Below are 25,053 nucleotides of genomic sequence, written 5' to 3'. Positions count from 1 at the left end.
GCCGCAGGAAGAATCGGCTGGGCTGATGACATCGTGCACTTCTCCATGGAGACTGTCGGTGACCGATTCCGGGGATTCGGCAGCATTACGTGACTGATGGTTTCCGGAATCAGCGCACGTGATTCGCCAGGGGGGCGGAGCCGGTGATCCGAGTTGTCATCGGGCACCGCGGCAAGCTGGTTCGGGGAGCGTTGGCCGTGGTGCTCAGCAGGGAGTCCGATCTCAACGTGGTCGCGGAGTTCGACCGTGCCGACGAGGTGCTGGAGGTTTCCGGGGGTCCTGACGTCGTCGTGCTCGATCCACTGCTGCCAGGGGAGATCGGGATGGCGGAGCTGTGCGACCGCCTCGACGGGCGCGCCGTGCTGATGCTGATCGAACGTGACGACGGCGGGTCGATCTCACTCGCACTGTCGGTGGTGAAGCAGTCTCCCAAGGTCGGCGTGATGACGACCGACGCGTCGCCGGGCGACCTGGTCGACGCAGTCCGCGAGGTGGCCGACGGCAGACCGGTCTTCGACGTCGGCCTGGCCCTGGCGGCGCTGAGGGCGGGTGACAATCCGTTGACCGAGCGTGAGGGCGAGATCCTGCGGCTGATCAGCACCGGCGCCACGGTGCAGGAGGTGGCGCACACCTTGTGCCTGAGTCCCGGCACCGTACGGAACTACCTGTCCCGCATCCTCAGCAAGACCAGCGCGAGGAGCCGGATCGAGGCGATTCGCAAGGCTCAGGACGCCGGCTGGCTCTGAGCGGACGGCCGCTGGAACTCGTCGTCGGCCGGCTGCGCGGCGCCTTCGTCCGTCCCGGTCCAGTGACCGACCAGGTCGGCGTACAGAGGGCTGGTCGCCAGCAGACTCTGGTGAGTGCCGATCGTGGCGTGGCTGCCGTCCAGGACCAGAATCCGCTGTGCCCGCAGCGCGGAGCTGATCCGGTGCGCGATCACGACGAGACTGCCGGGTCTGCGCGCGAAGGCCTCTTCGGCGATGCGCTCGGCCTCCGGGTCCAGGTGGCAGGTCGCTTCGTCCAGTACGGCCAGGGGCGCCGGTGACAGGTAGGCCCGAGCCAGCGCGAGCAACTGCCGCTCCCCCGCCGACAGCTCCGACGGGCTGACCGGCGCCTCCAGGCCGCCGAGCCGGTCGACCAGGCGAGCAGCTCCCACCGCCTCGGTCGCCGCGCGGACCTGCGCCTGCGTGGCCGCCGGCCGCAGATAGGTCAGGTTGTCGAGGACGGTGCCGGTGAAGACGTAGGCCTCCTGGGGAATGAGTACCCGGGTGCCGGCCAGGTCGCTCGGCTGCAGGCTAGAAGGCGGTACGCCGCCGAGCAGCACCTTGCCGTCGGTGGGCGGCAGCAGTCCGCAGATCACCCCCGCCAGCGTCGACTTGCCGATACCGCTCGGACCGACGACCGCGAGATGATCGCCATCTCGGACCACCAGGTCCAGGTCGTGCAGCACCGGCGCAGCGCCCGGACCGTAGGCGAAGCACACTCGCCGCAATCGCACGTGATGCCCGGTCGGCATCCGGCCCAGTGCCCGGCGCTCCGGGACCTTGCTCATGTCGAGGATGCGGCCCAGGGTCACCACGTAGCGCAGACCGCTGTCACCGAGCGCGGACATCACGGTGTTGAGCGCCGGTTGCAGCCCCAGCAGCACGTACGTCATGCCGCCCAGCAGCGTTCCCGTACTGACGCCCCGGCCGGTGAGCCAGGGCGCGGCAGCCAGCAGCACGACCAGCGGAACCCAGCCGCCGACCGCGAAGCACAGCGTCCGGAGCGCGGCCACCTTGGCCAGAGACCTCTCCGCCGCAGCCTGTGCAGCGATCGGTACGCCGACCAGGCGCGCGGCGAACCCCTCCGCACCGGTGGCGTTCACGTCCCGCACCCCGGCGAAGACCATTCCCGCCGCCGTGGCGAGGTCCTCGTCGGCCCGCAACGACGCGCGGACCCGGTCGGCCGCCAGGCCGAGCACTCCCAACGACAGCAGGAAACCGAGCAGGAACGGCGGTACGACGAGCGCCGCGACCAGGGGATCCAGCGACAGCAAGCCGGTCACCACCCCGATCACCGTGACGACGAAGCTCCGCACCACCAGGACCAGCCCGGCGAAGGTGTCGCGGACGATCTCCACCTGCCGGTTCAGCCGGGCGACGGCACCGTCGGCGCGGGCGTTGCCCAGCGCACCGGCCACGACTTTGCCGACCAGCTCGTCACGCACCGGTTCGACCAGCTCGCCGAGCCGCCGGTAGACCTGGCGCGCACCGATCGCACCCAGCACGGCGGCAGCCAGCAGACCGCCGAGCCAGGCCAGGCCTGTCTCCACCCGGCCGCTGAGAAACGCGTCGGCGGCGTGGGCGACGGCCAGTCCGTAGCAGGCGGTCGGCAGGATCTCCGGCACGGACCAGGCAGCCAGCTGCACGGCCGGCCGACGCCGGACGGCCGTGACCGCGAACCGCAGCTCCCGCTTCATCCGAACACCTCCCGGTAGCCGGGATCGGCCCACAGCTCATGGTGCGGCCCGACGGCTCGGACCCGGCCGCGGTCGAGCCACACCACCAGGTCGGCGCGGGAAGCCGTGGCCGCCCGATGCGTGACGATCAACCGAGTACGCCGCTGCGGGTCGCCCATCAGCGTCTCGCTGATCTGCAACTCCGTCGCGGTGTCCAGGCTCGAGGTGGCGTCGTCCAGGATGAGCAGCCGCTCTGCCGTCCATGCCCTGGCCAGTCCGAGCCGCTGTGCCTCGCCACCGGACATCGGTGCTTCGGCCAGCGAGGTTGCGTACCGCTTCGGCATTCGGCTGACGAAGTCGTGCACATGTGTGGCCCGGGCCGCGTGCAGCAACGGCACCGAGGGGACGTTGCCGACCGAGATCGCCTCCCCCACCGTCGACCCGACCAGCACCGGCCGCTCGAACGCACACTTCACCGCAAGTCGCAGCGCCGCATGGCTCAGCGCACCCAGCGGCATTCCGTCGAGCCGCACCTGCCCGGCGTCGGGGTCGCGCAACCGACCGGCAACGGCCGCCAGTACCGACTTGCCCGCACCGCTCGGCCCCACCACGGCGACGGCTGCCCCGCCGGGCAGGTCCAGGTCGACGTCGTCCAGCAGGACGTTCTGCCCGGCCCGGACCACGACCCCGTCGAAGACCAGCCGCCCCGGACCGGCAGGCAACGACAGAGTGCCGTAGGCAACGGGTTCGGCGGCGGTCAGCTCGGCCGCCCGGGTGATCCCCGCCCTCGCCCTGCCCAGCTCACCCAGTACGCCGGTGAGGCTGCCCAACCCCGCGCCGATCACGGCGTACTGCGCCGCGGCGAAGTAGTCGCCCGGCGTGATCCGGCCGCGCACCAGCTGGACCCCGCCGACAGCCAGCACGGCGATCAGCACCAGGGGGCCGACCACTGCGGCCTGCGCGCCGGACCGCGCCAGGACTCGCCAGGTCCGCAGCCCCTGCTCGTGCAGCTGCGGCAACGGCCCCAGGATGCGCCGCTGCTCCTTGCTCACCGTCCCGGCCGACGTGATCGTCCTGATGCCGGCCAGCGCCTCGGTGAGCGCCGCGGCGATCCTGCCCTGAGTCTCCTGGTAGGCCAGGCTGATCTCGGCGGTCCGGCGGGTGAAGGCCCACAGCACCATGATCACCACCACGACCCCGCCGAAGAAGGCGGCAGCGAGCAGAGGGTCGATCAACGTCAGCAGGACCAGGCTCCCGGCCGGCGGTACCACGGCGGCGAGCGCCGTGACCGTTGCCGGTCCGGCCTGGGCGGCGTCGTGGGCGTTGCTGGACACCCGGGTGACCAGATCGCCGGTGCCGAATCTGCTGGTCGCGGGCGATCCCGACGCCAGCACCTGGCGGACCAGCCGATCCCGCAGCCAGGCGGTGGTTCCGGCGACGCACGCCGTACCAGCGAGCACCTCGACGATGTCGCAGGCGATGCCGAGTGCGATCAGCCAGCAGGCGATCAGCACCCATCGGCCGACCTCGCCGTCGGCAACGACGGCGTCGACGGCGCGCCCGAGCACCGTCGGCAGCGCCAGCACGGTCACGCTGCCGGCCAGGGCAACGACTCCGATCAGCGGGAGCCGGCCACGTCCCTGGCGCAGCACGGAGCCGAAGGTGATCACTGGTCCAGCCCGGTGTGTGCGGCCAGGAAGGCCAGGAGGTCCGCAGCCAGACCGACACCCCGATCCACTCCGGCCGGGAGGTGACCGGCGCCGGCTTCGTACCGGAGCAGGATCGGCCGGGAACCGGTGGTGGCGTGCTGCAGAGCAGCGCACATCTTGCGCGCGTGCAGCGGGTCCACCCGGGTGTCGGCACCGAAGACGGTGAGCAGAACGGCCGGATAGTCCGTCGCCGCCACCCGGTGGTACGGCGAGTAGCTGAGCAGCGCTGCCAGTTGCGCCGGGTCGTCCGCCGAGCCGTACTCGCTGACCCAGGCCTGCCCCAGACCGGACCGTTCGTACCGGACCATGTCGAGCACGGGCGCCGAGCAGACCGCCGCGGCGAACAGCTCGGGGCGCTGGGTGAGCGCTGCGCCGACCAGCAGGCCGCCGTTGGACTCGCCGCAGATACCGAGCTTGCCGGGTGCGGTCCAGCCGCCGTCGACCAACATCTCCGCTGCGGCGAGGAAGTCGTCGATGACTGCCTGCTTCGCTCCGCCCACCCCGGCGCGGTGCCAGTCGTCGCCCTGCTCGCCACCGCCACGCAGGTTCGCCGTGACGAACCAGCCGCCGGCCTCCACCCAGGCCAGCGCGAACGCCGAGTAGGTGGGCGTCAGCGACAGCCCGAAACCGCCGTACGCGTAGAGGATCGTGGGCCGCGGGCCGCCCGGTCCTGACCGGCCGAGCACGACCATCCGGATCGGCGTACCGTCGCGGGACGGGTAGGTGACCTGGCGAGCCTCGACGTCCGGTACAGACCGGGCATGGCCGGCCCATGTAGTCACCTGCCCGGTGCGGGCGTCGTACCGGTGGATGGCCGGCGGCGTGACGCTGTCGGTATAGCTGAACCACGCCTCGTGGCCGCCGTCCGGGCGGGTGCTGAGCTCGCCGACCGTACCGAGCCCCGGGAGCGGCACATCGTGCAGGCGGTCGCCGGTCACCGGGTCGTACGCCGTCAGCTCGCTCAGAGCGTGCCGGGTCCGGCCGACGAGGAGCACCCCGTCGAGCAGGGCCAGGTGACTGACCGGTGCGCCCGGCTCCTCGCCGACCAGTTCGGTCCAGTGATCCGCGCCCGGCCGCCGCGGATCACCGACGCATACCCGGCCCGACGGTGCATTGAGCGTGGTGACGACGTACAGCCGTCCGTCCGGTCCGACCGCGGCCGCGGTGCGTGCGTCGACGCCCTGCTGCACGACCACCGGCTCGAAGTCCGGGACGCTCAGGTCGGCCAGCCACACATCGTTGCGATCGGCAACAGCAGCCGAGATCGTCAGCCACCGGCTGTCCGCACTGATCTCCAGCCCGTACGCCGCCTCGCCAGGCAGCACCTGCACATCGTCCGGCCGTCCGATCCGGTGCAGCGAGAGCCGGCCGGAGCGGACGTAGTAGAACGACTTGCCGTCCGCGAGCCAGGCCACCGGCGAGTAGCGGCAGCGGTCGATCGGTCCGTCGACGACCTCGCCGGTGTCGACGTCCAGCACCCGCAGCACGGACTGCTCACTGCCCTGCGACAGCTGGAACGCGAGCAGGTGCCCGTCCGGCGACGGCAGCCAGTGGTCGAGCGTGGTGCGGCCGGAGGGATCCTCACGGACCGGGTCGATCAGCAGGCGCTCGGCCTGGCCGGAGTCGGCCACGTAGAGCGCAGGGTGCTGCTGCCCGGAACTCCTGCGGACGAAGAACTGCCGGGCGCTGCGCCAGGTCGGCGTACTGATGGTGTCCACAGCGCTCAGGGCGGCGACTCGGACCCGGAACTTGTAGCGACCGGGCAGAGCTGCTGCCTGGGTCAGCCAGAGTTCGTCCTGAGCCGCCTGCCAGGCGCGCGTCCGCGGATCGCTGCCGTCTTCCAGCCAGCGGTACGGGTCGGCCACCTCGTGGCCGTGCAGGTACTCGACGCCGGCCTGCCGCTCGGCCTCGGGATAGCTCAGATCGGGTGTGCGCACGGGACTCCTTGTCCCCTGGTGACAGCGTCGGGTCCCGGGCGAGCTCAGGGGGCCTCGCCCGGGACCTTGGGCGCCTCAGTGGCAGAGCAGAACGCTGAGGTTGCTCGGGCGGCCGGACTGACAGCCCAGAAGGGTCAGCGTGCTGCCGCCACCACCGTGCCCTCCGCCCCCAGTGGGGGCCTGAAGACCTTGCAGGTCGAGAAGAGCCATTGTTCTACACCTCCTTCCGGTTCTGGTAGGGATCAAGCCGCTCTGACGGCTCGAGAAACGGGAGTGCCACCGGCTGCTCGTGCAGAGCGGCGCCGAGAGCCAGCAGGACACCTGCGGAGCCGGTCGCGAGGTCCATGGACAGCCGCAGCAACTGGTTGCCGGGGAACGCCAGTCCGCCGCCGTACTGGAGCGCGTGCCAGCCCAGGCCGGTGATCAGCTGGTCGACCGCGCTCGGCTCCAGCTGAGCCGCTGCGAGCAGCACGCCGGCGCGTCCCATCAGCAGACCGGGCTGAACGAAGTAGCCGCAGTGGGCGACCTTGCGCAGCGGATCGAGAGCCGCGGCGAGTTCGTCGTCCGGGCGGTGGCGCAGGTAGCGGTCCAGGACGAGTGCGATGCCGACCGAGCCCTCTTCCAGGTACGGCAGCGTGCGCCAGCCCTGTGTGACCTGCAGCGTGCCGTACTCGTCGGCTGTGCAGCGCCGCAGGTCCTGCTGGAGCGCGATCCGCGCGAGGTCGAGCAGTCCGGTGTCGCCGGATCGTTCGTAGGCGTGCAGGAACAGCAGCGCCGGTCCGGACGAGCCGAACATCAATCCCGCGCGTGGACGGCCGTCACCGCTCAGCTCCGGGACGTCGTCCGGTCCGCCGAGCCGGTCGGCGACCTCGTCGACCACCCGGGTCGCCAGCGCCAGCGCGGCCGGCTCGGCGCCGAAGTGCAGCAGGTTGAGCCCGATCCCGGCCAGCCCCGAGTACAGGCCCAGCTCCAGTACGTCGATCGGTAGCGTCCGGCTGCGATCCAGCACGTCCAACGCGTCCTGCCGGTACCCGAGCTCGTCCAGCGCCAGGGCGACACCGTGCAGCCCGTTGTAGAGGCCGGGCAGAGCGACCGGGTCCAACGCGCGGCGACGCAGCCAGTCGTCGTACTCCGGGAAGCGGCCGGCGCCGCAACGGTTCAGGGCGTACAGCACACCGGCTGCTCCGTGGGCCAGGTTGATCCCACCTCCGGGCTCGAACTGAGCGATGTCGCCCGGGAACAGCCTGTCGTCGCGCTCCGGTGTCGCGGAGGCCGTGACGGCCTGGGCGAGTGCGGCCCGCAGCTCCGGCCAGGGTGTCTTCCCGGGCACCGCCGGGTCCGCCCGGAGTGCCGCGATGCCGTCCCCGGACGCCGGCCGGTCGCCGACGATGGTCTCGACCGCGGGGGCGATCGTTGCCCTAGGCACCTGGAATGTCGTACTGATCAGGTCGGCCAGCTGGTGCGCCTTGGCCGGATCGAGGCTCAGCAACATGGTCGTCTGCGGCGCGAACAACCCGAGAGTGAGACAGGCGAGCGCGTAGCGGTCCACGTCGGCCCCTTGGCGGTCGGCGGGGGCGGCGTAGCCCGGATGGGCCAGCGCGGACCGGGCCTGCTCGGTGACCAGCGTCGCCACCTCGAAGTCGATCAGCACCAACCGGTCGTCGGCATCGATCAGGATGTTGTCGGGATGCAGGTCGTTGAACACCACGCCGCGCTCGTGCAGCAACGCGATCGCCCGCTCGACCCGTTCCAGCATCCCGAGCGCCCACTCGGCGTACGCCGTCCGCTCGGCGGCGCCGGCGTTCGGCCGGGTCAGTGGGTAGCGCCGGACGATCAGCCGCTGCAGCGGGTTGGCGTCGACGAACTCCTGGACCAGGAAGTGGTGGTCGCCGAGCTGGAAGTAGTCGTGCACGGCCGGGACGACGTCCAGGCCGGCCAGCCGCTGGAGGATGTCGCGCTCGTGACCGACCCTGGCCACCGCGTCCCGGGCGAGCACGTCCAGGCCGGCCAGCGGGCGGCCCTCCTTGAGCACCACCTTCTCCTCGGTGTCGCGGTGATGACCCAGATACACGCCACCGCCGTTGGAGAACTGGATGACGTTCTCGATCACGTACGCCAGGTCGTTGGTCGTCACCGCGTTGCGGGCCTCGAGGTGCGGCACCAGGAAGGACGGCAGGCTCACCCACGAGGGAGTCGAGAAGATCGGGCCGCGAACATCCGGCACCAGCCGGCCCTGATCGTCCTCCAGGGCGTAGACCCGTTCGCCGCTGTCGGACAGGCAGTACCGGGTGGCGAAGGCGCCGTACCGGACGAAGAGCGGGCCGGCGGCGTACCTGAGGTCGCTGAGGATGTACGGCCCCTGGACTCCTTCCAGGATGCCGTCGAGTTCCTTCAGGACCAGCTCGAGCTGCGCCTCGTCGGCCGGGTAGATGGTGACCAGCTTGCCGCTGGACCCGCGGAAGGCCGACTTGGAGTTGAACATCATCAGGACCGGCCTGCTGCGCAGGAACTTGAAGGCCAGGCTCCGCTCGACGCAGTAGTCCCACACCGCGGCCAGGGTCCGGTCGGCGTCGTCGAGACCGGCCGAGACGTGGATCTTCCAGCCCTGCGCGGGAATCTGCGCGTTCGGTGGGGCGTAGTGCATCCACACCTCACCGGCCTCGTGCTGCCATCCGGCCGGCAGCGGCCGGGCGCACACCGCGAAGTCCGGTTCCTCGGTACCGCGGTTGCTCGGGGTGTCGTAGAACAGACGATCGGCCAAGCAGTACAGCTCGTACTGTTCCACGCCGACCTCCCGATGCCCCGGATCCGTCCGTCACATCGTGTCGCTGCGTCGGCTCTGTGCGTAGTGCCGGGCGTCACGACCGTGACGTGAAGAACGCAGGTGATACGCCTGCGTAAGTCCGCAATCGGCCGTTCGGTAGGCAGCCCAGGACAGCGTGTCAGCGGAGGGCGGCGAGTTCTTTCAGCTGGGCGGCCCGCGTGGTGGTGATGGCTGTCGCGAGCTTCTTGCCCTCGGGATCCTTGCCGTCCTTGGGGATACTGCGGGCCAGCACGATCGACTGCTCCAGGTGTTCCTCGAGATTCTCGAGAAACACCTGATCGAACGCCGCACCCGTTGACTTGCCCAGGGCAACGATCTCCGGCTCGGTCATCATGCCCGGCATGTCGTGTCCCTGGTGCGGATTCCGCACCGGCAGCCTCGACCGCGTCCGCAGCGCGACGAACCGGGCGACCTCCGCGCGATGCCCCGCCGCGACCCGGCCGGCGAACTCCCGAACCGCAGGATCCGCTGCCTGCTTGCGACCCAGCTCGAGAACCCGCAGCAGCTGCTCGTCCATCGGGATCATCAGCTCGATCCACGCCAGATCGGTCGCGTTGAACGACGGATCGATGTCCCACACGCTCGCGGTCGCGGACGGCGTACCGGCCGGTGTCGGTGTGGACGGCGGCGGCGAGGCGGCAGACGAACCGCAGGCGGTCACCGAAGCGAGCAACACAACGCAGGCAAGAGCTTTCACGAGAGCTCCTCGAGGAAACGACGAACGGGGGCGGTGTGAGGCGAGCGTACAGACGGTGCCGATGACAGTACAGAGGGTAAGGAAGAGTTCTTTCCAAAAGCAGCCGGGCGGGTCCTGGGACGGGGACCCGCCCGGCAGCAGGAGGGGACCTACGGGTGACCGTTGGCCCCGCACTTGATGATCGGCCGGATGCAGTCGTTGACGCGGCGCGCCATCTCCGCCACCGGCCAGGCGTTGAAGAAGTCGCCGTGCATCGTGAACCCACCACCCGACGCCAGCCGGAAGCCGGCGGTCGGCCCGTTCACCGGATAGCGCAGCACCTGCCGCAGCTTCGGCACCGGAACCGGGTGCGTCGCAGGGCAGTCGCCGTTCACCGGATAGGACATGTGGCTCTTGTGATCGGGCGAGTCCAGGTCACGCCCGTTCCAGCACTGCGGGAAGTCCAGGTACGACTCGAGCATCGACCCGGCCGGGCAGTTGACGAAGTCGTGCCCCGAGCCGGCGTCACCGGCGTGCAGGCAGGACCATCGCGAGATCGTGTTGTCACCGGGTCCGGTCGCCTTCGCGTTGCCGGCCACGATCCGCAGCCCGAACGGCAGCGGCTGGGTCCGCGCGATCACGTCGTCCCGGACACCCTCGCCCAGGTAGTAGAACGTCGTCCCGGTCGGTTCGACCGGCTGGTTGTTCACGTACAGCGTCGGCACCCAGTACGACGACTTGTCCTCCGCGGGGTTGCACGACGTCGGCGAGTTCACCAGGTCGTTCACGGTGGTGTGCGCGTTCGTCACGGTGGCCCCGAAGAAGCTGTGCATGTGCGACGCCCCGGGCATGTTCGGGAACACGATCGGGTCGTCGGGCAGGCGATGCGTGTACGGGCAGTCCGCGAGGAACTCGGCCACCCGCACGATCGGACCGCCGCCCGGCGTCCCGCCGTACACCTGGAACTCGAACAGCGACGCACCCCACTGGGTGGCCCGCTGGGTGATCAGCACCCGCACGTACCGGCCGGTGCCGGACACGGTCAGGCTCTGCTCACCACCGGTCCCGTTGGTCGTGGTGTGCACAGTCGTCCAGGCCGTCGCGTCCGCGGAAGTCTGTACGGCGAAGCCGCGCGCGTACGCCGCCTCCCACTTCAGCACGACCCGGTTGAAGGTCTGACTGGACCCGAGATCCACCTGCAGCCACTGGTTGTCGGCGAACGCACTCGCCCACCGCGTCCCACCGTCACCGTCGACGGCGGCAGCGGCCGGGAACGCGCCGCTCTCCACCGAGGACGCGACGACCGGACGCCCCTGCGACAGCAGGGTCTCCGCGGCCTGCGCGGGCCGGCCCGTCCAGACCAGGTACGCACCGAGCAGAGCCAGCAGCCCGACGGCAACCGTGCCGAGCCGCAGAACCCGGCGCGCAGTCATCGGTACACCCGCACGTAGTCGACCAGCATCCGCGCCGGGAACGGCGTACTGGCGTTCGGCGGACCGGGCCAGTCACCGCCGACGGCGAGGTTGAGGATGATGTAGAACGGGTGGTCGAAGATCCACGGACCCCGCGTCGCCTCGACCTGGGCCTTGTCGAGCGTGAAGACCGTCCGGCCGTCGAGCGTGTAGACGATGCCCTTGCTGTCCCAGCTGGCCGCCCAGACGTGGAAGTCGTCGGAGAAGTCGGCGCCGTCGGGCAGCGTGTACGAGCCGCCGATGCCGCCGCCACCGTTGTACGCCGGCGCGTGCACGGTCGAGTACGCCGTCTTCACGTCCTTGCCGAGCACCTCGAGGATGTCGATCTCGCCGTTGTACGGCCAGGGCCGGCCGGTGAGGAAGTCCGCACCCATCATCCAGAACGCCGGCCACAGCCCGGCGCCCTTCGGGATCTTCACCCGCGCCTCGATCTTGCCGTACGTCGTGGTGAACTTGCCGCCGGTGTTCATCCGGTGCGAGGTGTACTGGCAGGTGCCGCTGCCGGTCAGCGGGTCGATCGGGCACGACGAGCCCGGCGTGGCCTCCTTGCGGGCCTCCATCACCAGGTTGCCGTTGCCGTCCATCGAGGCGTTGTTGTTGTTGGTGTAGTACTCGAGCTCGTTGTTCGGGCCGGTGCCGGGGTCGATCGTCCACTTCGCCGCGTCCGGCTTGCTGCCGGCCGCGCCGTTGAACTCGTCGGACCAGATCAGCTGCGGCGGGTTCGCCGGGTCACTCGGCGGGGCCGGCGGGGTGTTCGGCGCGCCACCGGTGCCGTAGACCTGGAACTCCCACAGCGAGTACCCGTACGGCGTGTTGCGCTGCGTGCCGTACATCCGGACGTAACGGCCGGTGCCGGAGACGGTCAGCGTCTCCTTGAAGCCGGGTCCGTTCGTGGTCGAGTAGATCCGGGTCCAGTTCACGTTGTCGTTCGAGGTCTGCAGTTCGTAGGACTTGGCCGAGGCCGGGTCCCACTGCAGCACGACCTTGTCGATCTGCGCGACGGCGCCGAGGTCGACCGAGATCCAGCCCGGGTCGACCCAGCCGGAGTCGGTCGCGGTGGCCCAGCGGCTGGCCGGGTCGAGGTCGAACGCGCGGGCCGGCGTGCACTCCCAGCAGTTGCTGTCGTGCTGCTGCGACGACGCCGCGCCGGTCTTGCCGTACGACAGCAGCTTGCTGCCTGGGCCGGGGCCGGGACCGCCACCAGTGGTCCCGAACACCTTGAACTCCCACAGCGACACACCCCACTGGGTGGCGCGCGCGGTGCTGAGCAGCCGGACGTAGCGACCGTTGCCGCTGACATCCAGCGTCTGGTTGCCTCCGGCACCGGTCGTGGTGCTGTAGATCGACGACCAGTTCGTGCCGTCGGCGGAGGTCTGCAGCTGGAACGCGGTCGAGTACGCCGCCTCCCAGCTGAGCGCGACCTGGCTGATGGTCGCGGTCTGGCCGAGGTCGACCTGGATCCACTGCGGGTCGCCGAACGCGCTCGACCAGCGGGTTCCGGGGTCGCCGTCGACGGCGGCCGAGGCGGGGAAGGCGACGTTCTCCGCGGACGACGCGGTGGCGGTCTTGCCTTGGGACAGCAGCGGGTCGGCGGCGTCGGCGGGCGGCGCGACCAGCAGGGCGAGGACGAAGCTCGTCGCGACGGCGACGAGGGTCGCGGCCTTGAGCCGCGACGGTCTACGGGACAAGCGCATGGGCATCTCCAGGGGCGGGCAGGAGGGTCAGGGAACGTTCCCTGAGTCTGAGAGTCGCGTGCTCGGGGAACGGTGTCAAGACTTGGGAACGCACCGTGTGCCCATCGCGGCACTGTCCGCAGGCGCTTGACAAGGTTCCGGAACCGCCGGGATGCTCGTGGCTGGGGAACGCTCCCCTGACGTTGCCGAGGGGGTGCCCGTGAGACGACCGACGCTGCACGCGGTCGCGGCCCGGGCCGGCGTGTCCAAGTCCAGCGTGTCCCGGGTGATCAACGGCGAGCCCACGGTCGCGCCCGAGATCCGGCAGATCGTGATGGCCGCGGTGACCGAGCTCGGCTACGTGCCGAACGGCGCGGCCCGCAACCTGGTCACCCAGAAGACCAACACGATCGCGATCATCGTCTCCGACCCGCCTGAGGGCCTGGCCTCCGACGACCCGATGTTCGCGATGGTCGTCCGCGCGGCCAGCCGCGAGCTCGAGGCGGCCGGCAAACAGGTGTCGCTGGTGCTGGCCGGATCCGACGAGAGCCGCAAGCGGGTCGAGCAGTACCTGGCCGCCGGCCACGTCGACGGCGCGATGCTGGTCTCGATGGACGGCGCCGACCCGCTGCCCGCCGTGCTCGCACGGACCGGTCTGCCGATCGTGTCGCACGGACGACTGGCCACCCCGGGGCTGATGCCGTGGGTCGACAACGACAACCTCGGCGGCGCGACGAAGGCCGTACAGCACCTGCTCGACCAGGGCCGGCAGCGGATCGCGACGATCTCAGGGCCGCTCGACATGACCGCGGCCCAGGACCGGCTGACGGCGTACCGGGAGACCCTGAAGGACACCGGGCGGCGGTCGATCGTTGCCCTCGGCGACTTCACCCGGATCTCCGGTGCGGAGGCGATGCGGCAACTGCTGGCCGACGATCCCCAGCTGGACGCGGTGTTCGCGGCCAACGACCTGATGGCGATCGGTGCCCTGCGCACCTTGCGCGAGGCGGGCCGGCGAGTGCCGGACGACGTCGCGGTGATCGGCTTCGACGACATCGAAGCCGCGCTCTACACCGCGCCCGCGCTGACCACCGTGCGCAGCCCGATGGGCGAGCAGGCGGCGCGGACCACGCGTCTCCTGCTCGACCTCATCGCCCATGGCACCGCCGACTCGGTCACGCTGCCGACCGAGATCGTGGTCCGCGAGTCAGCGTGACCACTCAGTCCAGCTCGGCCGCCTTCAGCAACAGATCACGCACCGCCGTCGCCGCGACCGGACCGTCGCCGGACACCAGCGCCGGATCGCTGCTCAGGAACACCGGCCCATCCTCCGCAGACGCGGGCAACCGCCCGTGCGACCCACGCACGACCGACGGATCCAGTGGCACGACCTGCATCGCGTAGCGCAACCCGACCTTCTTCCGCAGCAAGTACGACGCCGCCCGCGGCTTGACCCACTTGTCGGCCGGATCGAAAAACAGCTCGGCCGGGTCGTACCCGGGCTTGCGATGGATCTCCACACCGCGTGCGAAGTCCGGCGCCCGCTCGTCGTCCAGCCAGTAGTAATAGGTGAACCAGGCCTCGGGCTCCGCGACCAGCACAAGCTCACCGGCCCGCTCGTGGTCCAGCCCGTACCGTTTCTTGCCCTCGGCATCGAGCACCTCGGCGACGCCGCTCACCCCGGCGAGCAGTTTGCCGACGGCATCGACAGCGGCCGGGTCCTTGACGTAGACGTGCGCGACCTGGTGGTCGGCGACCGCGAACGCGCGCGACGTCCACGGGTCCAGGTATTCCATCCCGTCCTGCGTGTGCACCTCCAGCAGCCCTTCGGACCGCAGCACGCGGTTCACGTCGACCGGTCGCGACACGTCGGTGATCCCGTACTCCGACAGCACGATCACCGTCGCTCCGCGCGCCTGCGCGTCGTCCAGCAGCGGAGCCAGTACGCCGTCCAGCTCGATCGCGGCGCGGGTCGCCTGCACCGACGAGGCGCCGTACCGCTGCAGGTCGTAGTCCAGGTGCGGCACGTACGTGAGCAGTAGATCCGGGTTGTCCTCGGCAAGGATCTGGCGCGCGGCGGCAACGATCCAGCGGCTCGACTTGATCCCCGCGGTCGGACCCCAGTAGCTGAACAACGGGAAGTCGCCGAGTTTCGCGGTCAGCCGGTCGTGCAGCTCCACCGGCCGGGTGTAGCAGTCCGGCGCCTTCCGCCCGTCGGCGTAGTAGATCGGCCGGGGCGTCACCAGCAGGTTGGTGTCCGCGCCCATCGCGTACCACCAGCACACGTTCGCCACCTTGTACGACGGGTCGCGGCGCCGGGCCAGGTCCCAGACCTTGTCGCCCTGAACCAGCCGGTTGTGCTGCCGCCAGAGGTAGACCTCGCCGAGGTCCCGGAAGTACCAGCCGTTGCCGACCACACCGTGCTCGGACGGCAGTTGGCCGGTCAGGAACGTCGCCTGCGCGGAACAGGTCACGGCCGGTAGCACCGTCTGGAGATTTCTTGTCAGCGGCAACGACCGCAGCCGTGGCATCTTGCGCAGCAACCTCGGCGTCAGCCCCACGACGTCCAGCACCACCACTTGCTTGGTCATCTGACCTCCTCCAGGCCGAGCGCGGTGAGGCGGTCACGCAGCCAGGCGAGCTCGGCGGCGATGCCTTCGGCGAGTTCCTGCTGGTTCGTCGGTCCGTCCGGAAGCACCGACCAGGTGTAGGTCTCCGACTCCAGATGCTGCGTCAGCGGATGCGCTCCCCCGACAAGATGGCTCAGACAGTCGTCCAGCACGTCGGTCGTACTGGTCAACGGCGCACGAGGGGCGGCGTGCACGGGGACATGGAAGTGAACGCGCCAGGCGGCGTTCCCGGAGAGCTGGTCGATCTCGTCCAGGTTGTCGACTCCCGGCCCGCCCCACTCCCGGGTCTGGTGCAGGAACTTCGGCTCGGCGAACTCCGCGAGCAGCCGCGCCGCCTCCGCGTCCTTCGGGTCCGCTACGTGCAGCGCCGCCGACACCTGGCTCTTCACGATCTCGACCCCGGCCGCCGTCGTCGTCGCGAAGGTGCCGGCGGGATCCTCGAACTGCACCGCCAGGTGGCAGGTGTCCAGGCACAGGCCGATCCGCGCCGGACCGGCGTACGGGGTGAGCCAGCGGGTGGCCTGCGGGACCATTTCGAGCACGCAGCCGGGTTCGGGTTCGACGGCGACGCGGATCCGGCGGCCGGTGTTCGTCTCGACCTGGGCGAGCCGGACCTGGATCCGGTCGAACGCCTTGCGCGCGGCGGCGTCCTGCTCCTTCGACCACGGATGACGCCAGGCCAGCGGCAGCGTGGAGATCGACCCGTACGCCGCGTCGGCGGGCATCAACTTGGCCAGCACCTCGATCAGGTCGAGGGTGTAGCGGAAGCGCTCGGGCTCGGTCCAGTCGGGCAGGTAGACCTTCTTGCCGACCACGCGGTCGTGGAACCCGGCGTACGGGAAGCCGTTGAGCGTGACGACTTCCAGACCATTGCGGTCGAGGGCCTGGCGCAGCCGGTTGAGCGCGATCGACGAGGTGGCCAGCCGGTCGGCCAGCCGGTGCGCGAGCCAGAGCCCGACGCCGAGCACGGGGACGCCGAGCTGCTTGCGGACCAGCGAGGAGCATCCGTCGAGCTGTGCGATGACGCCCTCGAGGTCCTCGGCGGGGTGCACGTTGGTGCAGTACGCGAGGTGGACGAGCGAGCCGTCGGCGTGCCGGAACCTCATGAGCGGGCTCCGCGCAGAATCGAGTTGCCGGCGAAGGTGTCCTCGGCCGCGGAGCCGGTGAGATCGAGGCGGCCGGACTGGCCGTAGAACTCGACCGGGTTGCGCCAGAGCACCTGGTCTACGTCGTCCTCGGTGAATCCGGCCGCGAGCATCGCCTGACCGGTCGCGTGGGTGCGCAGCGGATCGGACTTGCCCCAGTCGGCGGCCGAGTTCACCAGGATCCGCTCGGTGCCGAACTGCCGCAGGATCACGACCATGCGGTCCGGGTCCATCTTGGTGTCGGGATAGATCGAGAAGCCCATCCAGCAGCCGGAGTCGGCGACCTCCTTGACCGTCACCTCGTTGAGGTGGTCGACCACGACGCGTCCGGCCGGCAGGCCCGACTCGCGGACGACGTCCAGCGTCCGCGTCGTACCGGCGGCCTTGTCGCGGTGCGGAGTGTGCACGAGAACCGGCAGCTCGAAGCGCTTGGCCAGTTCGAGCTGGGCGGCGAAGACCTCGTCCTCTTCGGCCGTCATCGAGTCGTAGCCGACCTCGCCGACCGCGACCACGCCGTCCTTGGCCAGATAGCGCGGGAGGACGTCGAGCACCTCGCGGCAGCGCGGGTCGTTGGCCTCCTTGGGGTTCAGCGCGATCGTGCAGTGGTGCCGGATGCCGAACTGGGAGGCGCGGAACGGCTCCCAGCCGATCAGCGCGTCGAAGTAGTCGACGAACGAGCCGACACTGGTCCGGGGCTGGCCGAGCCAGAACGCCGGCTCGACCAGCGCCTGGACGCCGTGCGCGGCCATCGCGGCGTAGTCGTCGGTGGTGCGCGACGTCATGTGGATGTGCGGGTCGAAGATGCGCATGCTCCGGTCACCTCTCCAGGTAGGGCTGAAGATCCTCGGGAACGGACCGGCCGGCCGCACGCCGCTCGGCGGCGAAGTCGGCCATCATCCGTTTCAGCTCGTCGTCGGCACGCGCAGGCAGCCCGTCGACGGCAGCCAGCGGTACGCCGGCGAACACGCACTTGAGCACCGCCTGGCGGAACGTCGCAGCTGGCAGGTGCCGCGTCGCGTACGGCCCGAGCGCGGCCGCGAGCAGGCGCTGGTCGTTGGTCCGGATCGCGTCCTCGACGAGCGCCAGGCCGTCCTCGCCCACGATCTGCTCGATGTCCTCCAACTGCAGCGCCTTGAGGATCGCCAGCTTCTCGGCCGTGTCGCCGAAGCGATAAAGCTCCGCGATCTCGGCACGGCCGGCACCGGACAGCAACGTAGCCCGCGCGGCCTCGTCGGCGGTCCATCCGTTGCCGAGAGCCCCTTTTCCGACGGTCCGGGTGACAGCGGGGAAGACCTCGGCCAGGGGCCGTCCGGCGAAGGCCGACACGTCGGCGCCGAGCGCCGCCGTCGTGGCCGGCCGCCGTGCGGCGCCGGGCTGCGGCCCGCGCGTCACTGCGCCGCCTTGCGCAGGAAGGCGATCGAGTCCGCAGCCACGGTCGGCGCCGCATGCGAGTGTCTCGGCAACTCGACCGCCACCAGCCCCTCGTACTCAACCTCGTTCAACGCCCCGAAGACCTGGGCGAAGTCGACCTCGCCGGTGCCGAACTCCAGGTGTTCGTGCACTCCCCGGCGCATGTCGTCGATCTGCACGTTCACCAGGTACGGCGCGCCGAGCCGGATGCAGTCCTCCGGAGGCTTCGGCTCGTTGCAGACCAGGTGGCCGATGTCGAGCGTCAGTCCGAGGGTCTGGCTGCCGATCTCGGCCTGGAGCTTCAGATAACCCGCGAGGTCGTCGAGCAACATGCCGGGCTCGGGCTCGACACCGAGCACGACGCCGCGGTCGGCGGCGTACTGGGTGAGCTGGTGGCAACTGGCGACGAGCCGGTCCCAGCCGACGGCGTCCGGCACGTCAGCAGGCAGTACGCCGGACCAGAACGAGACCGCCTCGGCACCGAGGTCGGCGGCGATGTCCACCGCGCGTTCCAGCAAGGCCAGTCGCCACTCGGCGCCGTCGGTGTGCAGCAGCGTCGGCTCGTGCTTGCGGTAGGGGTTGAGCACGTACCGCGCACCGGTCTCGACCACCACTGCGAGCTCCAGCCGGGCCAGCAGCCGCCCGACCTCCGCCGTCCGCTCGCGCAGATCTGGTCCGAAGGGGTCGAGGTGGTTGTGGTCGAGCGTCAAGGCCACGCCTTCGTAGCCGAGGTCGGCGATCACGGCCAGGGCCTCGGGCAAGCGGTGGTTGGCGAAGCCGTTGGTGCCGTAGCCGAGCCTCATGTCGGGGACACCTTCCGCGCCAGGGCCTTCGCAAGCGGTAGTGCTACGGCCAGCGCAGCACCGAGCCTCGGGGCGCCGGCTCTCGCACACCAGGCCGCCTGCAACGGCACCAGCCCGTGGATGCCCGCTCCGACCGCGCGCCGCAACTTCGGACCCGACGGCTCGCGCGCAGCAGTTATCTGCGCCGGAGCGACGGCCTGGGCGAACAGTCCGGTCAGCACAGCCGTCGCGGCCAGGCCGGCCGGCCCGGAGGCAGCAGCGCCCCGTCCCGGACGACCGATCGTCGCCACAGCGATCGCCGACGTCGCCCCCAGCGCACCTCGGGCCGGCAACGGCGTACTGCCGTGCACCTCGCCGCGCGACATCGCCGTCACGCCGAGGATGTGCGTACCGACCGCAAGCGCCGGAGCCCACGCTCGCCGCCGCTGATCACCAGCACCAACCAGTACGTCGAGCGCTCGCGCCGCCGCCATGAAGACCGGCCCGGCTGCCGTGTTCTTGGCCTTCAGGTCATAGCTCCACGCCGTCGCAGCCAGCACGGCCGACGTGGCCAGCGCTGAGCGACCACCGGCGCAACCAGCCAAGGCCAGTCCAGCAGCCGTGAGCCCAGCCGCCAGACCGAACGCCGTACCGGCAGACACCCGGCCGGACGGGATCGGCCGCTCGGGTCGCTCGACCGCATCGATCTCCCGGTCGGCCCAGTCGTTCAGCGCCATGCCGCCCCAGTAGATGCACACCGAGGCAGCGGACAGCCCAGCCATCCGCGCCGGGCGCAGGTCTCCAGCGGCCACGGCACCAGCCAGTACGTCGCCTGGCACGGTCAGGGCGGCTGGGGCTCGCACGAGCTCCACCAAGGCCTTCAGCATGCGTGCACCCACCGCAGCAGCTCGTCGTACTGCCTGGTGAGCGCATGCTCGGTCGACTCGACCGGGTCCTTGAAGTAGAAGCCCAGGAACGGCATCGCCCCGACATGACCTCGCTCCAGCGCCAGCGCCGACAGCCGAGCCAGGTCCAGCACGAGCGGAGCGGCCAGCGCCGAGTCACACCCCTGCCAGGTGAACTGCAGCGTCATCCGCACGCCCAGGAACCCGGAGAACATCACGTGGTCCCAGGCGGTCTTCCAGTCGCCCAGCGGGTCCACGTAGTCGATGTGGACCTCTCCAGGCACCTCACCGCCGAGCAGCTCGGTCAGCACGCGCTCCTTGGACACGCTCTTCGACTCGGCCGCGTGCGGATCGGCGAGCGTGGCTCCATCGCCACCACCGAGCAGATTGGTCCCCGACCAGGCGTGCACCGGCAGCGCGCGAGCGGTGAACATCGGCGCCAGCACGCTCTTCACCAGGGTCTCCCCCGTCTTCGCGTCCTGCCCGCCGTACGGCAGCTGCCGCTCGACCGCCCAGTCCCGGACCACCCGCGGCCGGATCGAGGTCGACGGCGTGAAGTCCACGTACGCCGCACCCGCCTCGAACGCGGCCAGCGCCCCGATCGAGCTCGGCGGCAACGCCTGCTCGGACCTCAACGCCTCCCGCAGGGCGGCCACGTCGTCGTACTGGACCTGGTACGGCGGTTCGGTCGAGGCGACGTTGATCGCGACGACGTGATCGAGGTCGTTACGCAGCCGGAAGGCGCGGATGTCCTCGGCCATCCGGCGGACCAGCTCGTCCTGGCTGTCCGCGTCGGGCAGGACCACGAGATTCCGCTCCGCCTCGGCCAGCTCGGCCGCGATCAGGCCGTCCAGTCCGAGCGGGAGCACGCCGCCGGCAACGAGTCGCTCGACCTGTTTGCTCAGCGGGGTCTCGGCGGGGTCGTGCCCGCCGAAGACCAGCCGGTCGATCGGCACCAGCCCCGCGCCGGCGAACGCCGGCTGCTCGGTGACGACTCCGGCGGGCGGAGCGCCGTGGGCCACCGCCGCCGCTCCGGCGACGGTCGTGGTGGCGACCGAACCCCTTGCCCCGAACAACCACACACCCACGCGTCGACGCATCCGCGGCTCCTCAAGCTCGCTGCCACAGAAGGTAGTCTTGGGCGGACAATCTGTGACAGATCGGAACTCTAGATCGGGTTCGCGCGCGACGGAAGAACCTGCCGGACGGAATTCCGGAAGATCACCCCGCGGTCAGAGCAAGATCACGACTCCGGGGAGGGCGCCACTCGATCGGCGTTTTCCGGCGTGGGCTCGAGGTGCTCGGGCTCGGCGACCAGGTCGCGGGAGCGGTCGGCGACGGCCATCGCGGCCAGAGCCGTGGTCAGCGGAACGGCGGCGATGATGCCCAGGCTGCCGACCAGACCTCGGACCACTTCGATCGCCACCAGCTCGGTGGAGATCAGGTAGCCGGCCTTGGTCCCGCTGATCGCGAAGACCATCAGGATCGGCAGCGCGGCTCCGGCGTACGCGAGCACGAGGGTGTTCACCACCGAGGCGACGTGCGCCCGGCCGATCCGCAGCCCGGCGCCGAACAGCGAGGCCCGGCTCGCGGACGGATTCGCCGCCGAGAGCTCCCAGACCGCGCTCGCCTGCGTCACCGTCACGTCGTCCAGTACGCCGAGTGCGCCGATCACGATCCCGGCCACGAGCAGCCCGGCCAGGTCCAGGTCCGGCACGTAGGCCTTCACCACCGACGCGCCCTCTGAGCCGATCCCGGACAGGGCGCTGAACTTGACGAACGCCCAGCCGAGCAACGCGGTCAGCCCGAGCGACGCGATCGTGCCGGCCAGCGCGACCGACGACTGGGCGTTGACGCCGTGGGTCAGATAGAGGGCGACCACCATGATCACCGACCCGCCGACCACCGCCACGAGCAGCGGGTTCGACCCCTTGAGGATGGCGGGCAGGATGAACTGCGTCAGCGTGAGCGCGCTGACGCCGAGCGCACCGAGCGCCGCCAGGCCTCGCCAGCGGGACAGCACGACGACCGCGACGGCGAACAGGGCCGCCAGCACCATCAGCGGGCGGCCGCGGTCGTGATCGACGTACTGGAACCGCTCGCTGATCGGCGCGTTCGCGTCCACCCCGAGCAGGACCTTGTCGCCGACGTCGATCGGGATCGCCGCCTGCTTGCCCTTCGGCACCTCGACCGGCACCTCGGCGCCCTTGTCGGAGGGTCCGGAGTCGATCCGGACCGTCGCCTGGTCACAGTCGGCCGGACTCTCCGGGCACGGCTCGAGCTTCGTGACGGTGCCCCCGGCGCCGGACGACTGGGCCGACTGGACCACCAGGTCGCCGCCCGGCCACATCACCACCATCGCGATCACCGCCGCCGCGATCAGCGGGATCAGCAGCGCCGCGACGACCACCCGGACGCGCCGGGCGACCACCGCGTCCTGGTCCACGACGGAGGTGTCCATGACGTGCTCGTCACCCCAGCCGCCGTGCCCGTGACCGTGCCCATGGCCGTGACCGCGGGGAATTTCGATCCGTCGGCGCCGGTTGGGTTTGCTGTCGGAGCGTCTGCGTCCGACCGTCCGCCTGGCCATCCGTTTCACTCCCTGTTTTGACAACCAGTTCCATTTAAATGAAAATGATTGTCATGAGATCTAGTTCGCGTGCTGTCACCGCCGGCCTTGCCGCACTGGCCCTGCTCACTCTCGCAGGCTGCGGCTCCACTGCTGACAGCGGCTCCGGCAGCTCCGGCGGCAGCGGGGACAAGCTCGACGTGGTGGCATCGTTCTACCCGCTCGAGTTCATCGCCAAGTCGGTGGGGGGCGACGCGGTGAACGTGACCACGCTGACCGCGCCCGGCGTCGAGCCGCACGACCTGGAGCTCACCCCGAAGCAGGTCGGCACGATCGCCGACGCCAAGCTGGTCGTGTTCGAGAAGGGCCTGCAGCCCGCGGTCGACGAGGCCGTCGCGCAGAACGCACCGGACGCCGGTTTCGACGTCGCCCCGGCCGCGAAGCTGGAGGACACCGGCGCGAACTTCGAGGAGCACGAGGAGCACGAGGGCGAGGGCTCGGCCACGCCGACCGGCACGGTCAAGCCGGCCGCCTTCAGCAACAACGAGCTCGACCCGCACTTCTGGCTCGACCCGGTCCGCTACGCGGGCGTCGTCCAGGCGGTCACCGACAAGCTCGTCGAGGTCGACGCGGCGCACGCCGACGGTTACAAGGAGCGAGCCAAGACGCTGCTCGGCGAGGTGAACAAGCTCGACACCGAGTTCCGGACCGGGCTGCAGAACTGCAAGCTGAAGACGTTCGTGACCAGCCACGAGGCGTTCGCCTACCTGGCGAAGCGGTACGGTCTGCAGATGGTCGGCATCGCCGGATTCACCCCGGACGCCGAACCGACCCCGCAGCGGATCAAGGAGGTCCAGGACATCGTGCGCAGCCAGAAGGTCACCACGATCTTCTACGAGGAGCTGGTCAGCCCGAAGGTGGCCGAGTCGATCGCGCGTGACGTTCACGTCAAGACCGCCGTACTCAGCCCGATCGAGGGCCTGTCGGACGCGAACTCGCAGGAGACCTACCTGACGCTGATGCGGGAGAACCTCCAGGAGCTCCGGAAGGCGAACAGCTGCGCGTGACACCTTCTTCACCCGACACCCCGAAGGCCGTCCAGGTCACCGATCTCTCGGTGGACCTGGGCGGTCGTCTCGTGCTGCGCGGCATCGACCTGCGGATCCGTCCCGGCGAGGTGGTCGCCGTGCTCGGCACCAACGGCTCCGGCAAGTCCACCTTGGTCCGGACCATCGTCGGTCTGCTGCAAGCCGCGCGCGGGGAGGTCCGCCTGTTCGGTACGCCGGTCCCTCGTTTCCGGCAGTGGAGCCGGATCGGCTACGTGCCGCAGCGCATCACCGCGGCCGGCGGCGTACCGGCGACTGTGCACGAGGTGGTCTCGTCCGGGCTGCTGTCGCAGCGGCGGCTGTTCCGCCCGCTGTCAGCCGCTCAGAAGTCCGCCGTCGACCAGTCGCTGGAGCTGGTCGACATGGCCGACCGGCGCAAGGACGCGGTCGCCGAGCTCTCCGGAGGCCAGCAGCAGCGGGTGCTGATCGCCCGCGCGCTGGTGTCCGACCCCGAACTGCTCATGCTCGACGAGCCGACCGCCGGCGTCGACCTGGCCAGCCAGGACATCTTCGCCGAGGCGATCCGCGAACGGGTCGCCCGCGGCACCACCGTCATCATGGTCAGCCACGACCTCGGCCCGATGGACGCGCTGATCGACCGCTCGATCGTGCTGCGCCGCGGCCGCGTCGTGTACGACGGCCCGCCGCACGCCTCCCAGACCCACGCCCACGTCCACCCGCACGTCGTGGACGACGAACAGCGGGGATGGCTGTCATGACCCTGTTCGAACTGGAGTTCATGCAGCGGGCGTTGCTCGCCGGGCTGCTGACGGGGTTGTCCGCCCCGGCGATCGGCACGTACCTGGTGCAGCGCCGGCTCGCGTTGATGGGCGACGGGATCGGCCACATCGCGATCACCGGCGTCGCGCTCGGCCTGCTCACCGGGACCGCGCCGGTGCTGACCGCGATCCTGGTCGCGATCGTCGGCGCCAGCGCGATCGAGCTGATCCGGGCCCGCGGCAAGACCAGCGGCGACGTTGCGCTGTCCTTGCTCTTCTACGGCGGCATCGCGGGCGGCGTCCTGCTGATCGGACTGGCCGGTCAAGGCGCGGCCACGCTGAACACGTACCTGTTCGGCTCGCTGACCACTGTCTCGGCCTCCGACCTGTACGTCGTGGTGGGGCTCGCCGCCGTCGTTCTGATCGTGGCGATCGGCCTCGGGCCGCAGCTGTTCGCGGTCTGCCAGGACGAGGAGTTCGCCCGCGTCACCGGGCTCCGGGTCCAGCTGCTCAACCTGCTGATCGCGGTGATGGCCGCCGTGACCGTGACGGTGGCGATGCGGACCGTCGGGCTGCTGCTGGTCAGCGCACTGATGGTGGTGCCGGTGGCGACGGCTCAGCAGTTGACGAGGTCGTTCCGGTCGACGTTCACGACCGCGTGCGGGATCGGGGTGCTGGTGTGCCTCGCGGGCATCATCACGTCGTACAACGCGAACGTGGCGCCCGGTGCGACGATCGTCGTCCTGGCGCTGGCGTGCTTCGTCGTCGCGGCGATCGCCGGGGCGCTGGTACGCCGGCGGCGCGCCGTACAGGCACCGCTGGCCGACGAGGAGCCGGAGGTCGGGGTGCCCGGGCCGGAGCCGCATGTGGTGACCGACGAGCACCCGCACGCGCACAGCCAGAAGTGCGGGCACCCGAAGGTCGAGCACGGCGATCACGTCGACTACGTGCACGACGGGCACCTGCACGCGGCCCACGGCGACCACTGGGACGAGCACTGAAGTTGCCGGCATCTGAAACAATGGCGAGTTGCCGGGCAGAATCGGCGATCTTTTG

At 70.4% G+C, this 25,053-nt stretch carries 21 protein-coding genes; 5 read left to right on the top strand and 16 right to left on the bottom strand.

Annotation, left to right across the window (positions count from 1 at the left end):
• The first annotated feature begins 143 nt into the window (after window positions 1-143).
• Window positions 144-746, top strand: a complete 603-nt coding sequence (locus tag BWI15_RS05370; protein ID WP_077013161.1) for a response regulator transcription factor — start codon at window positions 144-146, stop codon at window positions 744-746.
• Here BWI15_RS05370 and BWI15_RS05365 read toward each other — a convergent pair.
• From BWI15_RS05365 to BWI15_RS05335, 8 genes are all read right to left on the bottom strand, one after another.
• Window positions 725-2,461, bottom strand: a complete 1,737-nt coding sequence (locus tag BWI15_RS05365) for an ATP-binding cassette domain-containing protein (protein WP_077013160.1) — start codon at window positions 2,459-2,461, stop codon at window positions 725-727. The two genes, BWI15_RS05370 and BWI15_RS05365, sit on opposite strands and share 22 nt — an antisense overlap.
• The gene (locus tag BWI15_RS05360) at window positions 2,458-4,092 is read right to left on the bottom strand and encodes an ABC transporter ATP-binding protein (protein ID WP_237771137.1); all 1,635 of its coding nucleotides are present in this window, start codon (window positions 4,090-4,092) and stop codon (window positions 2,458-2,460) included. Before BWI15_RS05360 ends, BWI15_RS05365 begins: the two co-directional genes overlap by 4 nt.
• Window positions 4,093-4,106: 14 nt before the next feature.
• The gene (locus BWI15_RS05355; RefSeq protein ID WP_083750568.1) at window positions 4,107-6,086 is read right to left on the bottom strand and encodes a prolyl oligopeptidase family serine peptidase; all 1,980 of its coding nucleotides are present in this window, start codon (window positions 6,084-6,086) and stop codon (window positions 4,107-4,109) included.
• 75 nt (window positions 6,087-6,161) lie between these two features.
• On the bottom strand, window positions 6,162-6,296 hold the full coding sequence (locus BWI15_RS38675) for a SapB/AmfS family lanthipeptide (protein WP_143465412.1): 135 nt from the start codon (window positions 6,294-6,296) through the stop codon (window positions 6,162-6,164).
• A 4-nt stretch (window positions 6,297-6,300) separates the two neighbouring features.
• Window positions 6,301-8,871 (bottom strand): class III lanthionine synthetase LanKC, encoded by a 2,571-nt coding sequence (lanKC, locus tag BWI15_RS05350; RefSeq protein WP_077013158.1) that lies wholly within the window; start codon window positions 8,869-8,871, stop codon window positions 6,301-6,303.
• 157 nt (window positions 8,872-9,028) lie between these two features.
• Window positions 9,029-9,607 carry a DUF305 domain-containing protein gene (locus BWI15_RS05345; RefSeq protein WP_077013157.1) on the bottom strand — a complete coding sequence of 193 codons (579 nt, stop codon included), beginning with the start codon at window positions 9,605-9,607 and terminating at the stop codon, window positions 9,029-9,031.
• A 149-nt stretch (window positions 9,608-9,756) separates the two neighbouring features.
• Window positions 9,757-11,019 (bottom strand): DUF1996 domain-containing protein, encoded by a 1,263-nt coding sequence (locus tag BWI15_RS05340; RefSeq protein ID WP_077013156.1) that lies wholly within the window; start codon window positions 11,017-11,019, stop codon window positions 9,757-9,759.
• Window positions 11,016-12,752, bottom strand: a complete 1,737-nt coding sequence (locus BWI15_RS05335) for a discoidin domain-containing protein (protein ID WP_143465411.1) — start codon at window positions 12,750-12,752, stop codon at window positions 11,016-11,018. Before BWI15_RS05335 ends, BWI15_RS05340 begins: the two co-directional genes overlap by 4 nt.
• 199 nt (window positions 12,753-12,951) lie before the next feature.
• Between BWI15_RS05335 and BWI15_RS05330 the strand changes: the two genes are divergently transcribed.
• Window positions 12,952-13,947, top strand: coding sequence for a LacI family DNA-binding transcriptional regulator (locus BWI15_RS05330; RefSeq protein WP_077013154.1), 996 nt, complete (start codon window positions 12,952-12,954; stop codon window positions 13,945-13,947).
• A gap of 4 nt (window positions 13,948-13,951) precedes the next feature.
• Here BWI15_RS05330 and BWI15_RS05325 read toward each other — a convergent pair whose 3' ends face one another.
• The 8 genes from BWI15_RS05325 to BWI15_RS05290 form a co-directional block, all read right to left on the bottom strand.
• Complete coding sequence (locus BWI15_RS05325) at window positions 13,952-15,322, bottom strand: alkaline phosphatase family protein (RefSeq protein ID WP_077013153.1); 1,371 nt, start codon at window positions 15,320-15,322, stop codon at window positions 13,952-13,954.
• A complete protein-coding gene (gene eboE / locus BWI15_RS05320; RefSeq protein WP_077013152.1) occupies window positions 15,319-16,467 on the bottom strand; it encodes a metabolite traffic protein EboE in 1,149 nt (382 codons plus the stop codon). The genes BWI15_RS05325 and eboE overlap by 4 nt, the downstream gene beginning before the upstream one ends.
• On the bottom strand, window positions 16,464-17,315 hold the full coding sequence (locus BWI15_RS05315; protein WP_077013151.1) for a TatD family hydrolase: 852 nt from the start codon (window positions 17,313-17,315) through the stop codon (window positions 16,464-16,466). The genes eboE and BWI15_RS05315 overlap by 4 nt, the downstream gene beginning before the upstream one ends.
• 7 nt (window positions 17,316-17,322) lie before the next feature.
• Window positions 17,323-17,898, bottom strand: a complete 576-nt coding sequence (locus tag BWI15_RS05310; RefSeq protein WP_077013150.1) for an EboA domain-containing protein — start codon at window positions 17,896-17,898, stop codon at window positions 17,323-17,325.
• Complete coding sequence (locus tag BWI15_RS05305) at window positions 17,895-18,719, bottom strand: sugar phosphate isomerase/epimerase family protein (protein ID WP_077013149.1); 825 nt, start codon at window positions 18,717-18,719, stop codon at window positions 17,895-17,897. The genes BWI15_RS05310 and BWI15_RS05305 overlap by 4 nt, the downstream gene beginning before the upstream one ends.
• Window positions 18,716-19,585 carry an SCO3242 family prenyltransferase gene (locus tag BWI15_RS05300; RefSeq protein ID WP_077013148.1) on the bottom strand — a complete coding sequence of 290 codons (870 nt, stop codon included), beginning with the start codon at window positions 19,583-19,585 and terminating at the stop codon, window positions 18,716-18,718. The genes BWI15_RS05305 and BWI15_RS05300 overlap by 4 nt, the downstream gene beginning before the upstream one ends.
• A complete protein-coding gene (locus BWI15_RS05295; RefSeq protein ID WP_077013147.1) occupies window positions 19,579-20,703 on the bottom strand; it encodes an inositol-3-phosphate synthase in 1,125 nt (374 codons plus the stop codon). Before BWI15_RS05295 ends, BWI15_RS05300 begins: the two co-directional genes overlap by 7 nt.
• Before the next feature lie 143 nt (window positions 20,704-20,846).
• The gene (locus BWI15_RS05290) at window positions 20,847-22,064 is read right to left on the bottom strand and encodes a YibE/F family protein (protein ID WP_237771136.1); all 1,218 of its coding nucleotides are present in this window, start codon (window positions 22,062-22,064) and stop codon (window positions 20,847-20,849) included.
• 182 nt (window positions 22,065-22,246) lie between these two features.
• On the opposite strand from BWI15_RS05290, the gene BWI15_RS05285 reads away from it, so the two are divergent.
• From BWI15_RS05285 to BWI15_RS05275, 3 genes are read left to right on the top strand one after another with little or no spacing between them, the layout of a single operon-like run.
• Complete coding sequence (locus BWI15_RS05285) at window positions 22,247-23,239, top strand: metal ABC transporter substrate-binding protein (protein ID WP_083750566.1); 993 nt, start codon at window positions 22,247-22,249, stop codon at window positions 23,237-23,239.
• Complete coding sequence (locus tag BWI15_RS05280) at window positions 23,236-23,997, top strand: metal ABC transporter ATP-binding protein (RefSeq protein WP_077013144.1); 762 nt, start codon at window positions 23,236-23,238, stop codon at window positions 23,995-23,997. Before BWI15_RS05285 ends, BWI15_RS05280 begins: the two co-directional genes overlap by 4 nt.
• On the top strand, window positions 23,994-24,998 hold the full coding sequence (locus BWI15_RS05275; RefSeq protein ID WP_077013143.1) for a metal ABC transporter permease: 1,005 nt from the start codon (window positions 23,994-23,996) through the stop codon (window positions 24,996-24,998). The genes BWI15_RS05280 and BWI15_RS05275 overlap by 4 nt, the downstream gene beginning before the upstream one ends.
• Window positions 24,999-25,053: the final 55 nt, after the last annotated feature.

Source organism: Kribbella sp. ALI-6-A (genome assembly GCF_001984195.1).
Classification (GTDB): Bacteria; Actinomycetota; Actinomycetes; order Propionibacteriales; family Kribbellaceae; genus Kribbella.
Note: the sequence above shows the minus strand (reverse complement) of the source record. Positions and strands in the feature narration are given on the sequence as shown.

Coding starts and splice junctions, on each gene's coding strand:
- BWI15_RS05365 (WP_077013160.1), bottom strand. CDS start 2,461: ATGAAGCGGGAGCTGCGGTTCGCGGTCACGGCCGTCCGGCGTCGGCCG.
- BWI15_RS38675 (WP_143465412.1), bottom strand. CDS start 6,296: ATGGCTCTTCTCGACCTGCAAGGTCTTCAGGCCCCCACTGGGGGCGGA.
- BWI15_RS05340 (WP_077013156.1), bottom strand. CDS start 11,019: ATGACTGCGCGCCGGGTTCTGCGGCTCGGCACGGTTGCCGTCGGGCTG.
- BWI15_RS05335 (WP_143465411.1), bottom strand. CDS start 12,752: ATGCGCTTGTCCCGTAGACCGTCGCGGCTCAAGGCCGCGACCCTCGTC.
- BWI15_RS05325 (WP_077013153.1), bottom strand. CDS start 15,322: ATGACCAAGCAAGTGGTGGTGCTGGACGTCGTGGGGCTGACGCCGAGG.
- eboE (WP_077013152.1), bottom strand. CDS start 16,467: ATGAGGTTCCGGCACGCCGACGGCTCGCTCGTCCACCTCGCGTACTGC.
- BWI15_RS05315 (WP_077013151.1), bottom strand. CDS start 17,315: ATGCGCATCTTCGACCCGCACATCCACATGACGTCGCGCACCACCGAC.
- BWI15_RS05305 (WP_077013149.1), bottom strand. CDS start 18,719: ATGAGGCTCGGCTACGGCACCAACGGCTTCGCCAACCACCGCTTGCCC.
- BWI15_RS05300 (WP_077013148.1), bottom strand. CDS start 19,585: ATGCTGAAGGCCTTGGTGGAGCTCGTGCGAGCCCCAGCCGCCCTGACC.
- BWI15_RS05295 (WP_077013147.1), bottom strand. CDS start 20,703: ATGCGTCGACGCGTGGGTGTGTGGTTGTTCGGGGCAAGGGGTTCGGTC.
- BWI15_RS05290 (WP_237771136.1), bottom strand. CDS start 22,064: ATGGACACCTCCGTCGTGGACCAGGACGCGGTGGTCGCCCGGCGCGTC.
- BWI15_RS05285 (WP_083750566.1), top strand. CDS start 22,247: ATGAGATCTAGTTCGCGTGCTGTCACCGCCGGCCTTGCCGCACTGGCC.
- BWI15_RS05275 (WP_077013143.1), top strand. CDS start 23,994: ATGACCCTGTTCGAACTGGAGTTCATGCAGCGGGCGTTGCTCGCCGGG.